Origin of the sequence: Pseudarthrobacter sp. AB1 (assembly GCF_014926485.1) — a bacterium.
Classification (GTDB): domain Bacteria; phylum Actinomycetota; class Actinomycetes; order Actinomycetales; family Micrococcaceae; genus Arthrobacter.
Window position 1 is genome coordinate 1 of the sequence record NZ_PZKO01000053.1, and the last position, 13,272, is coordinate 13,272.

The 13,272-nt window shown below is 66.8% G+C and carries 13 protein-coding genes; 6 read left to right on the forward strand and 7 right to left on the reverse strand.

Translation table 11 applies throughout. From position 1 onward, the window contains the following. On the forward strand, nt 1–266 hold a 266-nt coding region (locus DAD99_RS13065), incomplete at its 5' end, for an IS30 family transposase (RefSeq protein WP_193339880.1). A 124-nt stretch (nt 267–390) separates the two neighbouring features. On the opposite strand, the gene DAD99_RS13070 is transcribed toward DAD99_RS13065, so the two are convergent. Genes DAD99_RS13070 through DAD99_RS13080 form a run of 3 tightly spaced genes read right to left on the reverse strand, consistent with a single transcriptional unit; the run spans nt 391 to nt 1,971 of the window. Continuing rightward, a complete protein-coding gene (locus tag DAD99_RS13070) occupies nt 391–831 on the reverse strand; it encodes an SRPBCC family protein (RefSeq protein ID WP_193341903.1) in 441 nt (146 codons plus the stop codon). Nucleotides 832–853: 22 nt separating this feature from the next. After that, nucleotides 854–1,681: a DUF1206 domain-containing protein gene (locus DAD99_RS13075; protein ID WP_193341904.1), complete on the reverse strand. Its 828-nt coding sequence runs from the start codon at nt 1,679–1,681 to the stop codon at nt 854–856. A gap of 2 nt (nt 1,682–1,683) precedes the next feature. Next, nucleotides 1,684–1,971, reverse strand: a complete 288-nt coding sequence (locus DAD99_RS13080; RefSeq protein ID WP_193341905.1) for a hypothetical protein — start codon at nt 1,969–1,971, stop codon at nt 1,684–1,686. A gap of 148 nt (nt 1,972–2,119) precedes the next feature. Between DAD99_RS13080 and DAD99_RS13085 the strand changes: the two genes are divergently transcribed. Continuing rightward, nucleotides 2,120–2,656: a hypothetical protein gene (locus DAD99_RS13085; protein WP_185261328.1), complete on the forward strand. Its 537-nt coding sequence runs from the start codon at nt 2,120–2,122 to the stop codon at nt 2,654–2,656. A 200-nt stretch (nt 2,657–2,856) separates the two neighbouring features. On the opposite strand, the gene DAD99_RS13090 is transcribed toward DAD99_RS13085, so the two are convergent. Continuing rightward, nucleotides 2,857–3,537 carry a FadR/GntR family transcriptional regulator gene (locus DAD99_RS13090; RefSeq protein WP_193341906.1) on the reverse strand — a complete coding sequence of 227 codons (681 nt, stop codon included), beginning with the start codon at nt 3,535–3,537 and terminating at the stop codon, nt 2,857–2,859. Nucleotides 3,538–3,543: 6 nt separating this feature from the next. Beyond that, nucleotides 3,544–4,767, reverse strand: a complete 1,224-nt coding sequence (locus DAD99_RS13095) for an MFS transporter (RefSeq protein ID WP_193341907.1) — start codon at nt 4,765–4,767, stop codon at nt 3,544–3,546. 167 nt (nt 4,768–4,934) lie between these two features. Between DAD99_RS13095 and DAD99_RS13100 the strand changes: the two genes are divergently transcribed. Continuing rightward, nucleotides 4,935–6,542: a CYTH and CHAD domain-containing protein gene (locus DAD99_RS13100; protein ID WP_193341908.1), complete on the forward strand. Its 1,608-nt coding sequence runs from the start codon at nt 4,935–4,937 to the stop codon at nt 6,540–6,542. A 51-nt stretch (nt 6,543–6,593) separates the two neighbouring features. Here the strand turns inward: DAD99_RS13100 and DAD99_RS13105 are convergent, their stop codons facing one another. Then, a complete protein-coding gene (locus DAD99_RS13105) occupies nt 6,594–8,027 on the reverse strand; it encodes a PucR family transcriptional regulator (protein WP_193341909.1) in 1,434 nt (477 codons plus the stop codon). A gap of 158 nt (nt 8,028–8,185) precedes the next feature. Here DAD99_RS13105 and DAD99_RS13110 point away from each other — a divergent pair, with 158 nt between their 5' ends. Both DAD99_RS13110 and gabT read left to right on the forward strand, forming a co-directional pair. Next, a complete protein-coding gene (locus DAD99_RS13110) occupies nt 8,186–9,616 on the forward strand; it encodes a gamma-aminobutyraldehyde dehydrogenase (RefSeq protein WP_193341910.1) in 1,431 nt (476 codons plus the stop codon). Nucleotides 9,617–9,727: 111 nt separating this feature from the next. Further along, complete coding sequence (gene gabT / locus DAD99_RS13115) at nt 9,728–11,098, forward strand: 4-aminobutyrate--2-oxoglutarate transaminase (protein WP_193341911.1); 1,371 nt, start codon at nt 9,728–9,730, stop codon at nt 11,096–11,098. Nucleotides 11,099–11,189: 91 nt separating this feature from the next. Here the strand turns inward: gabT and rarD are convergent, their stop codons facing one another. After that, nucleotides 11,190–12,176, reverse strand: a complete 987-nt coding sequence (gene rarD, locus DAD99_RS13120) for an EamA family transporter RarD (protein WP_193341912.1) — start codon at nt 12,174–12,176, stop codon at nt 11,190–11,192. Between the two features lie 93 nt (nt 12,177–12,269). Between rarD and DAD99_RS13125 the strand changes: the two genes are divergently transcribed. Further along, the gene (locus DAD99_RS13125) at nt 12,270–13,265 is read left to right on the forward strand and encodes a DNA topoisomerase IB (RefSeq protein WP_193341913.1); all 996 of its coding nucleotides are present in this window, start codon (nt 12,270–12,272) and stop codon (nt 13,263–13,265) included. The last annotated feature ends 7 nt before the right edge of the window (nt 13,266–13,272 follow it).

The window sequence follows — 13,272 nt, forward strand, 5'->3', positions numbered from 1 at the left end:
GCACCGAACTCGCGCAGTACGCCAAAATCCAAACCGCACTCGAAACCACCCTCTACTTCTGTGACCCGCACTCGCCCTGGCAGCGCGGTACCAACGAGAACACCAACCGACTCCTACGGTTCTGGTTCGAGAAAGGCTCAGACCTCTCCGTCCACACCCCGGAGGACCTGCGCCAGGTCGCCGCCAAACTCAACCGCCGACCCCGGCCCACCCTGAACCTACAGACCCCAGCCAACCGGCTGAACCAGCTGCTAACCGCGGCATAACACCCGGCGTTGCTCCGACCAGTTGACTTTGCCCCACTGGGATGGGCGCGAAGTGACCCTCCCCACCCGCGCCCTAGCCTCGCAAGCTCGGCCAGGGAACCCTGCGGGCGTGGGCCCCGTTGCTTTAACGTCCCGCCCCTCCGGCCGCCATGAGTTCCAGCCGGCTGAGGGTTTCGCGGTTCCGGGCGCCGATCAGTGCGTCGCGCAGCACTGTTGGGACAACCTTGCCCGGTCCACGGATGGCGTCCTCGGCGATGGAAACCCGGCATTGCGTGCCCAGATCCTCCAGTGTGATCACCACTTTGGCTTCACCCAGCGGCCAGCCACGCGCCACTAGCTCCAGGGAGCGGCCGGGTTCGACGGCGGCCACACTGGTGCTGTCATTGATCACCAGTGGCCAGGCGCCCACGGAGTGGTGCAGCCGGGAGCCGGTCCCGGGCCACTGCGCGTCGACGGCCCGGATGCGGGAGGCGCCCACCACCCAGCCCGAGTAGAGCCAGCCGTCGGCGATCACCTTCCAGACGTCGTCGGCCGTGGAGTTGAACAGTTGGCTCACGGTTGACATTGGCTTCCCTTTCCCTTGGTGGCTACATCCTGCCGAACCGGGCCCGGACCAGCGCGAACAGGCCGTAGCAGATGAAGCCCGCCCCGATCGCGACGAGCAGGTACGGGCCGAACATATGGTCCCGGAGTGCCTTCAGGCTGCCGTCCAGGCCGGTGGACTCTTCGGGACTATGCTTTGCCGCGGCGATCACGAAGAGCAGACCGGCCAGGTTCAGGGCGATTCCTTTGGCCACGTGCCCGGCGACGCCGAGGGAGTCGATCAGCCTGCCGCGGCGGGTGCCCTCGAAGCGGAAGAGTTCCGGTTTGAATCCGCGCCGCAGCCCCTTCACCACAAAGTAGACGCCCACGCCCATGACGGTCAGGCCCACCGCCACCAGCAGAGGCAGTCCGAGTGGGGTATTAAGGACGGCGGTGCTGAAATCGCGTGTGGTGTCTCCGGAATCTCCGCGCACGCCCACCGCGAACCCGGCGAAGCTGAGCCCCACACTTCCGTAAGCAACTGCCAAAAATCCGGAGGAGACCAGCTTTCCCAGCCGCTGCTTCCGGGGCAGATGCCGCGATCGGAGCGTGGCTTCGCTCAGCTGCCACGCCGCCAGCCCGGTGCAGCCCACCACGCACGACCACAGCACGGCTGGTCCCCACGGGTTGGCCCCCAACTGCTCAATGGCCCCGGTGGCTTCTGCCTGGCCCGGCTGCCCGAAAGCTATGGCGACGGCAATCGCGCCAACGATGATGTGCAACAGGGCCATCACGGCAAATCCGGAGCGCGCCACAATGTCCAGCGCCTTGGTATCCGACGCTTCCTCGACGGCGTCTGCCGCTTCGCTGATGCTGGATTCCCCGTCTGCCATCGTTAGCCGTTCATGGGTCCTTCGGCGTGCAGTTTTCGTGCACCTGGTCCGGTCACGTGCACGGTACAGCGGACCACCAGCTTGCCTGGAGCATGATCGAGTTCCAGGAGGCTGTCACTGGCACTCAGTGCGGTGAAGACCTCAGAACCGTTGACCACGGTGACCCCCTTGGCCCTGGCCGTCGCGGTGGCGTTCTGCAACGCTTCATGCTCAAGGCCCGACACGTATGCGCCATTATTTTCCCGGGCGGGGTCGCCAAATGCCCACCCGAACAAGGTCCCTGTTTCCATGGCCACGATGTTACGCGTATCCGCTGTTGAAGACGGGGTTCCGTAATATTAGTAAGTGTGCTTACGATGGCGTGAGCATGATCTTCATGGACCAGTGAGAACCGCACCGGCGGCACCTCAGAACCAGCTCAACGTAAGGAAGCACATCATGGCAGGAAATCTTGTTGCCCGCTCCGTCCACGACCTGACGGCCGCGGCTTGGTTCGGCGGTTCACTCATGGGCGCCATCGGATTGAACGGTGCGGCCGCGGATGCCAAGGACCCGGCCGAACGGACCCGGCTCTCGAGTGCAGGCTGGATGAAGTGGGCGCCGGTCCAGACTGCGGCTTTCGCCTCGCATTTGCTGGCTGACCTCGCCATTGCCTTTGAGAACAAGGACCGCATCGCGAAGCAGGACGGCGTTGCACGGGACACGGTCATCAAGACGGCGGTGACGGTGGCCGGCGCCGCCGTGACACTTTACGCCGGGATCCTCGGCAAGAAGGTGGACCAGCTCGCGGACCAGGGCGGCGAGGGGGCCACGGAGCCCAGGGCGGGGGCCTCCGATGAGCTGAAGTCGGCGCAGCAGCAGCTCAAAATGCTGCAGTGGGCCATTCCTGCTTTCGCCGGTGCCGTGATTATCCTCGGTGCCAAGCATGGTGAGATGCAGCGGCCTAAGAACGTGTTCCAGGGCCTCCGCCCCTGACCGGCAGCAGCACTTAGACGCGGTAACGCCCGACGGCGGTTCGGCACCCAGGTGCCGGACCGCCGTCGGGCGCTATGCACATTGGCTGGCGACGCGCAAAAAGGCTGGCGCTCTCGATATTCCCCGTGCGCCAGCCATTTTGCGCCTCGAAATTAGCTTTGCGCGTCGAAACTGGCCGCGTCGAAGTCGAACGGGAGGACCTACGCCCGCAGCCACTCCGCGCAGGTGTTCAGGTTCTGGTTGACGCTGGCCACCGCGGAATCGGCGTCGTGGGCCTCGATGGCGTCCACCACGGCACCATGGCCTTCATTCGTGAGACCGTCCAGCCTGCCCTTGCGCTGCTGTTTGAGCAGGTCCTGATGGAACACGTCGCCGAAACTGACGTAGAGCTCGTGCAGCAGCGGGTTCCCGGAGGCTTTGGCAACGCGCGCGTGGAAGTCCCAGTCCGCGCGGGCCCATCCCTCGAAGTCACCAGCGTTCCAGGCGACTTCCCGGCTGGCGAGCACGGCACGCAGGGCGGCGACGTCGTCGGCCGTTGCATTCCGGGCCGCGAGGCGCGCCGCCTGCGTGTCCAGGCCGAGCCTGACCTCGAGGATGTGTTCGTCCGTGTGGTCCTGGTACATCCGCCGGGCGGCGCCGGACATCTCGCTGGTGGCGCGGACGTAGGTGCCGTCGCCGCGGCGGACCTCCAGCATCCCGCTATGCGCCAGGGCTTTGATGGCTTCGCGCAAAGTGCCGCGCGAGACGCCCAGGCCCTGCATCAGCTCCGGCTCGGAGGGGATGCGCTGGTTTAGGGGCCATTCGCCGGAGTGGACCATCTGCCGGAGTTTGGCGGTGACCTCGTCAGCGAGGGGCTGTCGGTGTGAGGTGCTCAGGTTCATGGCGTCCTACTTCTTCAGGCCGGACAAGGGGGCGCGGGAGATGAGGTGTGCAACCACCACTTGGACCACTGCGAGGCCCAGCAGCAGTGCGAGGGGAAGCGTCCAGCCGCCAGTACCGCTGAACAGCAGGCCGGCACCGAAGGGGCCGGCCGTGGCCAGCAGGTAGCCGGTGGACTGCGCCAGCGTGGACAGGGCAGTGGTCTCGGCGGTGCTCGTCCCGCTCCGGCTGATCATCACCATCACCAGCGGGAAAATTCCCAGGCCGAAGCCAAGCAGGACTGTGGGGATGACGGCCAGGCCCACCGGCAGGAACATCAGAGCTGCCAGGCCGGCCACCATGGTGGTGCTGACCAGATACAGCGCCGGCCGGAGCATCCGGGGCCGCGAGCCGATGGCGAGCAGCACCATGCCGGCCGGTACGGACACCAGCTGCATGAGCCCGTACATCAGGCCGCTGTCAGCTGAGCTGATGCCCATGTTGATCAATATCGACGGGAACCAGCTGATCAGCGAGTACGCGAGCAGCGCCTGGAGTGCGAAGAGGGCGGTGAGAAGCTGGCCCTTCCGGGTGCGGAGCAGTGGCCACGGGGAGATGCGGGCAGCAGTGTTCCGGACGCTGTTGCGGTGCGCATGCAGAACAACGGGCAGGAAGCCCAGGAAGGCGGCCACGGCAAGGAATCCGATGGTGCCGACTGCGGCGGACGGTGAGCCAAGCGCCAACGCCAGCGGGACGACGGCGACCGCGGTGACTGTGGCTCCGGTGGTCATGGTGACGGTGTAGAGCGCGGTCATCGCTGAAGTGCGGTTGGCAAAGTGCTCGCGGATGAACGACGGCATGGCCACATTGCAGACCGCCAGTCCGGACATCCCCACCACCGTGCCCGCCACCAGCATGCCCGTTGCCGGGATCCCCCGGAGCAGCAGCCCGGCGGCCAGGAATCCGAGCGCCAGCAGGATTGCCTTCTCGACGCCCAGCCGTCCGGTCAGCCATGACGTCGAGGCCCCCGCCACCGCAAAACAGAGCGTGGGGATGGACGGGATGATCGCTGCCACCAGCGGCCCGTAGCCAAGGACTTGCTGAAAATCGTGGAGGAGGGCCGACGCCGCCGCAATCCCCGCACGCAGGTTCAGCCCAATAAGCACCAGCGCAATGACGCCGAAGACGACGGCGGTACGCGGCTTGGGCGGCGCGTCGGACAGCATCGGGGTACCGGAAGGGGCAACAGTCATGTCCTTAACGTTAGACGTTAGACGTTTGATGTCTAGGGTTCTGTGGCCAACCTCTCCCGGCTCTTAATGATGCGGGCATAGACTCGGGCCACAAGAGTTCCGTCCCGGACTCGTGAGAACTTGTCCAGCTGGATCTGGCGCCCATCATTGTGGAAGGACGGCCGGTCATGGCTTCGCAGGCAGTTGAGGTCGAAAAGAAGTACGACGTCGGCCCGGACGCCGAGGTGCCGGCGCTCGCGGACATCCCCGGGGTGGCCCGCGTGGGGGAGCCACACGTGGACACCCTGGAAGCGGTGTACTTCGATACAGCAGCCCATACGCTCGCCGCCCGCGACATTACCCTTCGCCGCCGCACCGGCGGAATCGACGCCGGCTGGCACCTGAAACTGACCGCGGAGGGTGCCCGGTCCGGCGCCCGGGCCGGTGGCGCGTCCGGCGTCTCCGGCTCCGAACCCCGGCGGCGCCGCGAGCTGCACGCCCCGCTGGGCCAGCCCGGCGTCGTTCCCGACAGCCTGCTGGCGCACGTGCTGGCATACCTCCGCGGCGAGGATGCCGCCCCGGTGGTCCGGCTCGAAACCCGGCGCACCACCTATCCGTTGTACGGCGCCGACGGAGTCCACCTGGCGGACCTGGCCGATGACCGCGTGAGCGCAGTGTTGCTCGGCGCGGCCGGGCCCGACGGGGAAGCCGCCACTGACCGCAATACCCGCACACGGCAGTGGCGCGAATGGGAACTCGAGCTGGTGCACGGGAGCCCTGACCTGTTCCCGGCCGCCGCGGAAATCCTGGCCGCCGCGGGGGCGCGCCCGGCGAAACACGGCTCCAAGCTGGCTAAAGTCCTGGCGCTGCCTGCCGGGGAGTCGGGCGCAGCTGACGGGCCAACAAGTCCTGGCAAGAAGGGGCCTGTGTCGGATCTCCTGACCGCCTACCTGGGCGCGCAGATCCGCGAAATCCTGGCGCTTGATCCCGGCGTCCGGCGGGAGGAACCGGAGGCTGTGCACGATCTGCGTTCGGCCACCCGCCGGGCCCGTTCCGCGCTCGCAGCGTACCGCCGGCTCTACAGTCCCGTGGCCGGGCGGCGCCTGAGGGACGAACTGAAATGGCTCGGCAGCGTGCTGGGGTCGCCCCGCGACGCCGAAGTGATGCTGGCTCGCCTGCGCGGGCACACGGCCGAACTGCCGCCCGGGCTGGCCTCGGCAGTGAAGGGCCGGCTGGACGATGAACTCGGCAACAGATTGAACAAGGGCTACCGGAAACTTCAGAAGGCACTGCTTTCCGAACGGTACTTCCGGCTCCTGGATGACCTGGAAGCCTTCCGTGACCACCCGCCGGTCAGGACCGAAGGTGCAGCCCCGGCCCGTAAGGCGGCAGGGAAGCTGGTGGCCAAGGCCGCCAAACGCCTGCAGCGCGCAGCGAGGACGGCCAAACGTGCACGCCGGGGAGCGGACCACGAGACAGCCCTTCACGACGTGCGCAAAGACGCCAAACGGCTGCGGCACGTGGCGGAGTCCGCAGCGCCGGTGCACGGTAAGCGCGCCGCGAAGATCGCCAAGGCCGCGCACCGCCAGCAGCAGGTCCTCGGAGACTTTCACGACAGCGTGGTGGCCCGGGACCTGCTGGCCAAGCTGGCGGCGGCGTCGGACCTGCCCGAGGCTGTCGCGTCGGCCTACGTCACCCTCCATACGCGGCAGGTACAGCTCGCGGCCGACGCCGAAGCCGACTACCGGAAAGAACGCAAGAATTCCCGCAAACGCCTCCAACGCGGGGTCATTTAGCGCCCATCCGGGGCCGTAACATGGGCGCGATGTGACCCCGCGTTGCGGTCGTCAGGGGTGCCGCGCTCCGAGCCGCGACACGGCGAGCGAGAGCCACAGCTGCACGCGGTCCGCCGTGACCGAAGGATCGTAGCCCGTGAGTTCGGTGATCTGCGCCAGCCGGTACCGCACCGTGTTCCGGTGCAGGGTCAGGGCTTCGGCGACGGCGGCCACGGAACCGTTGTTGTTCAGGTAGCTTTCCAGTGTGGTCACCAGTTCCGCGCCGTGGGCAGCGTCGAAGGCGCGGAGTGGGTTCAACGACTCGTGGGCCATGTCAGCCAGCGGAACGTCTTCGCTGGCCAGCAACAGGGAGGTCAGGCTCAGGCGTTCCGGCTCGTTAACCGGCAGGCCGCGGCTGGCCGCATCGCGCGCCTCGAAGTAGCTCCAGCGCAGGCCGTTCGGCTTCGTGTACCCGCCGCCGATCCCGATCGTCGCGTGGATCCCTGCCTCCGCCAGGTGATCGCTGAGGCGCCTGGCCAGCGCAGGTGCCGCACCGCCGTCGTCGTTAATCACCACCACCAGGTCCTTCCCGACGACGGCGGCCACCGCGTTCTCCAGCGGCTGCGGCACCGAGGTGCTCACCAGCGCCTTGTGATGGGCGGCGGACACCGCCAGCAGCACCACGTTTTTGCGTGTGCTGTTCAGGCCCACGCCGGCGAGGCGCCGCTGGGCCTCGCTGGTCTCCAGGGCGCCGTGGATGACGTCCTCGAGCACCTGGCCGCACAGGGCGCGCTGGGCCTGGCGCTGCTTGACCATGTTGTTCAGCTCCACGCTGATCAGGTTCTGGGCATAGCCGATAATCCCTGAATCTTCGAACGGCTGGCGGACCCAGAGTGTGCAGGCATCGCGGCGGCCGGTGGGGATGGGGTAGGAGGACCACGTGTCAGCGGTAGGGAGCTCGGAGCTGCTGTTGTACAGGTGGGCGGTGAACTGGGTGAGGGCAATCTCTGTCCGCAGCATCCCGCCCAGCTGCTTCAGGAGCTGGGCGAGGCCGCCGCCGGTGAGGAGCGCGCGGGCCAGGACCTGGTGGCCCGCGATCAGGCGCTCAAGCTTCGCGACATGATCGGCGGCCTGCGCTTCCGCCACCAGTTTGCCGATGGCAATGAACGGCGTCTCGTACGGCACCTGGACGATCGGCAGCCCCCAGCGGTTGGCCTCGGCAATCAGGGCCGGCGGGACGGCGTCGTGCGTCAGACCGGTCCCGAAGCCGATGCCCACGGCTCCGGCGCGCTGGACCTGCCGGACGAAGCGACGCTGCTCGGGCGCGGACCGCAGGCGCATGCCGGTGGTGAGCACCAGTTCGCCGCCGCTGAGGAAGCGCTGCGGGTCTTCCAGTTCCGTGACGGCAACCCAGTTGATGTCCTCGTGCCAGGTGGTCTCGGCAAGGCCTGCATTGGATAGGTGGAGGGAGTGCACGCCGAGCAGGGTGGCGAGGGAGATGGCCATGGTCCAAGGATAGACGGATGCTGGTCAACCGCACTAAACATTGCGGCTAAGGGTGTGCAGGTGGCTATTCCCCGGGGTGAAGGTGCTGGCATAGGCTCAAGGCAGTCGCAACCATCCGCTTCGCAGCTGATGTTCCCTTATGAAAGAGGTTGTACACCGTGGTTCAAACCTTGCAGAACTTCATCAATGGTGAGTTCGTCACGCCCGCGGGCACCGACCTGCTGGACATCGTTAACCCCACCAACGGCGAAGTTGTGGCGCAATCACCTGTGTCCATCCAGGCCGACGTCGACGCTGCCATGACCGCGGCCAAGGACGCCTTCAAGACCTGGAAGCACGCCACCCCCGGGCAGCGCCAGCTGATGCTCCTCAAGCTCGCGGACGCCGTTGAGGCCAACAGCGACGAACTTGTGGAGGCCCAGCACCGCAACACCGGGCAGGTGCGCTCGCTGATCGCGTCCGAGGAAGTGGCCGCCGGCGCGGACCAGCTCCGCTTCTTCGCCGGTGCCGCGCGCATCCTCGAAGGCAAGTCCGCGGGCGAGTACTTCGAAGGCCACACCTCCTATGTACGCCGCGAGCCCATCGGCGTCGTGGCCCAGGTTGCCCCCTGGAACTACCCGTTCCTGATGGCCATCTGGAAGATCGGCCCGGCGCTCGCCGCCGGCAACACCGTGGTCCTCAAGCCCTCCGACACCACCCCGGAGTCCACCCTGGTGCTGGCCCGCCTGGCCGGCGACATCCTGCCCGCCGGCGTCCTGAACGTCGTTCTGGGAACCGGCGCAACCGGCGCCATGATGGTGGAGCACCGGGTCCCCGGCCTGGTCTCCATCACGGGTTCCGTCCGGGCCGGCATCGCCGTGGCCTCCGGGGCCGCGAAGGGCCTCAAGCGCGCCCACCTGGAGCTCGGCGGCAAGGCCCCGGCCATCGTGTTCAAGGACGCGGACATCAAGAAGAGCGCCGCGGCCATCGCCGAGTTCGCGTTCTTCAATGCCGGCCAGGACTGCACCGCCATCACCCGGGTGCTGGTTGAGGATTCAGTCCACGACGACGTCGTGGCGGCCATGGTGGAGCACACCAGGACGCTGCACACCGGCTCGCAGAACGACGAAGAGAACTACTTCGGTCCGCTGAACAACGTGAACCACTTCAACGCCGTCACCTCCGTGGTGGAGCACCTCCCGGAGAACTGCCGCATCGAAACCGGTGGCCACCGCGCCGGGGACAAGGGCTTCTTCTTCGAACCCACCATCGTCACCGGCGCCAAGCAGACCGACGACATCGTCCAGAAGGAAACCTTCGGCCCGGTCATCACCGTGCAGAAGTTCGCCTCCGAAGCGGAGGCTCTTGAGCTGGCGAACGACGTCGAATACGCCCTCGCATCCAGCGTCTGGACGTCCGACCACGGCACGGCCATGCGGATGAGCCGCGACCTTGACTTCGGGGCGGTCTGGATCAACACCCACATCCTCCTCACCGCCGAAATGCCGCACGGCGGCTTCAAACAGTCCGGCTACGGCAAGGACCTCTCCATGTACGGCGTCGAGGACTACACCCGCATCAAGCACGTCATGAGCGCACTCGACGCCTAAAGACACTCCTCCCGCTGGTCGAGCCTGTCTAAACCAGCTTTTCCGGTGGTTGAGCCTGTCGAAACCCTGGATCTCGACAGGCTCGATCACCGGGCCCTGAAAGGAAACCCCATGAGCACCACAGCAAGTGAAATCACCTTCCGCCTGGAACAGAAGCGCCATGTCCAGGCCGACTTCCCGGGCCCCAAGTCCATCGCCCTGACCGAGCGCCGCAAGGCAGTGGTCGCCGCTGGTGTCGCCTCCGCCGTTCCGGTCTACGTTGCCGACGCCGACGGCGGCATCATCCATGACGTCGACGGCAACTCCTTCATTGACCTCGGCTCGGGCATCGCGGTGACCAGCGTCGGCGCGTCCGATCCCGCCGTCGTCGGGGCAGTGAAGGAAGCGGTGGAGCACTTCACCCACACCTGCTTTATGGTCACCCCTTACGAAAGCTACGTTGCCCTCGCGGAGCAGCTCAACCGTCTGACCCCGGGCAGCCACGAGAAGCGGACCGTGCTGTTCAACTCCGGCGCCGAGGCTGTGGAAAACGCCGTCAAGGTGGCCCGCCTCGCCACCGGGCGTGACGCCGTCGTCGCGTTCGACCACGCCTACCACGGCCGCACCAACCTGACCATGGCGCTGACCGCGAAGGCCATGCCGTACAAGACCAACTTCGGCCCGTTCGCGCCCGAGGTTTACCGCATGCCCATGAGCTACCCGTACCGCGAGGAGAACGCCTCGATCACCGGTGCCGAGGCCGCCAAGCGGGCCATCACCATGATCGAGAAGCAGATCGGCGGCAACCAGGTGGCCGCGATCATCATCGAACCGATCCAGGGCGAGGGCGGCTTCATTGTCCCCGCCGAGGGCTTCCTGCCGGCACTGGCCGCCTGGGCCAAGGCCAACGGCGTGGTGTTCATCGCCGACGAGGTCCAGTCCGGTTTCTGCCGCACCGGCGAATGGTTCGCGGTCAACCACGAGGACGTTGTCCCGGACATCATCACCATGGCCAAGGGCATCGCCGGCGGCATGCCGCTGTCCGCGATCACCGGCCGCGCTGACCTGCTCGACGCCGTCCACCCGGGCGGACTGGGCGGCACGTACGGCGGTAACCCGGTTGCGTGCGCCGCCGCGCTGGCCGCGATCGGGTCCATGGAGGAATACAACCTCGCCGGACGTGCGCGCCACATCGAGCAGCTCGCTACGGGACGCCTGCAGGAACTGCAGGCCGAACTGGCATCTGCCGGGACGTCCGTGATCGGCGACATCCGCGGCCGCGGCGCGATGCTGGCCGTCGAACTGGTCCAGGCCGGTTCGAAGGAACCCAACCCCGAGCTGACCAAGGCCGTGGCCGCTGCCTGCCTCAAGGAGGGTGTCATCATCCTCACCTGCGGCACCTACGGCAACGTCATCCGCCTGCTGCCCCCGTTGGTCATCACCGACGGCCTGCTGAATGACGGCCTGGACGTCCTCGCTGCGGCCATCAAGGCCAACGTCTAGGACCCACCCCCACACGGAACACAGCGCGAACTGGCAGCAGATGACGTCAAATCACTGAATTGAGGTCGTTAGCTGCCAGTTCGCGCTCGTTTTACGAGGTGCGGGCCCGCTTCCTTGCCAACGAGTTCTTTCGGGTGGCGCGGAGCATGTCGACGGTCAGCACCAGCAGGGCCAGCCACACCACCCCGAAGCCGATCCAGCGGCTGGTGGTCATGGCTTCCTGGAACACCACCAGCGCCACGATGAACTGCAGGAGCGGGGCAACATACTGCAGCAGCCCGATGGTGGTCATGGGCAGCCGGCGGGCCGACGCACCGAAGAACAGCAGCGGCACCGCGGTGATCACCCCGGAGGCCACCAGAAGCCAGAAGTGCCCGGGGCCCTGGCTGGTCAGGGTGGCCGAGCCGCTGACACTCAGGAACACCATGGTGGCGGCGGCGATCGGGGCCAGCACGATGGTCTCCACGCTGAGGCTGGTCACCGCGTCCACCTTCGGGCCAACGCGCTTCTTCACAAACCCGTACAGGCCGAAGCTGAAGGCCAGCGTCAGGGCGATCCAGGGCAGTTTGCCGTAGCTCACCGTCAGCACGGCTACTGCCACAAAACCGATTCCGACGGCGGCCCACTGGAGGGGGCGCAGCTTCTCCTTCAGGACGAACACACCCAGGAGGACCGAGACCAGCGGATTGATGAAGTAGCCCAGCGCGGCTTCGACGGCCTGGCCGGTGGTGACGCCATAGGTGTACGTCAGCCAGTTCACGGCAATGAGGGCAGCCGCCAGCGCCAGTGACCCGAACACCGAGCGGTCCCGGAAGGCTCCGGCCAGCGCACGCCAGGACCGGGTGACGGTGATCAGAACGATGCAGAAAAACAGGGACCACACCACGCGGTTGGCCACGATCTCCACCGCTCCGGCGGGCATCAGCGCAAAGAAGTACAGGGGAAGCAGCCCCCACAACCCGTACGCGCCGAACCCGAACAGGACTCCCGCCGTCGTCTCCTTGTCAACAGCCTTAAGACCGGATGGAGCGGTGACAACGGTCTTGGGCAAGGAGTTCGTTTCAGGGGGAGTAGGCACCTAACCAATAACACCAGTTGTTGGACTCGTATTCCAGTCAATAGTCAGTACGCTGTCCTTCATGGAACCGATGAACTCCCAGGTGGCCGTCCCGTGAGGCTCCGCCGCAGCAACGCGAACGGCCGCGGCTACCGTCGCGTGCCCGCCGGCACGGGCTTCAGCTACCGGGACCTGGACGGCTCCACGCTGCCACAGGGACCGGTCCGGGACCGGCTGGAGAGCATCGGCATCCCACCGGCCTGGACCGACGTCTGGATTGCACCGTTCGACAACGGCCACATCCAGGCCACCGGCCTCGATGCGATGGGCCGGCGGCAGTACATCTACCACCCTGCCTGGCGCGAGCGGAAGGACCGGGTGAAGTTTGACCGCGCCCTGCAACTGGCCGAGTCGCTGCCCACCGCCCGCCGGATGGTCACTCTGGACCTGCGCAGCGACGGTCCCAGCCGAGAACGTGTACTGGCGGCGGCTTTCCGGATGCTGGACAGCGGGTCCCTGCGCGTGGGATCCGAGCGGTACACCAACGAGAACGGCAGCCGCGGCCTGGCCACGCTCCTGTGTGCGCATGTCCACGTCCGCAAGGAGTGCCTGGAGCTAAAGTTTCCGGCCAAGAGCGGCAAGGACTGGGAATCGGAAATCCACGACGCCGACCTCGCCGCCCTGGTGCGAACGCTTAAGCGCCGCGGTGGAAATGCCAGGCTGCTGGCGTACAAGGAGGGCCGGACCTGGCGGCCGGTCACCAGCGCGGACATCAATGCCTACGTCAAGGAGCGGACGGGCCTGGACTTCACCGCCAAGGACTTCCGGACGCTGCGCGGGACCGTGGCGGCCGCCGTCAGCCTGGCGCGCAGCGGCCCGCAGAAGACAGTTTCGGCGCGGAAGGGCGCCATCAGCGTGGCCATGCTGGAGGCTGCCGCGGTACTGGGGAACACGCCGTCCATCGCGCGCAAAAGTTATGTTGATCCCCGGCTGCTGGACCACTTTGCCGCGGGGGAGACCATCGACCCCAAACGCCTAAACTCCGCGGAGGCCGAGCTCCGGGCGCTGCTGTACCGGGAAGGCGACGTGGTGCCGCTGGAACACATTTAGAATGGGA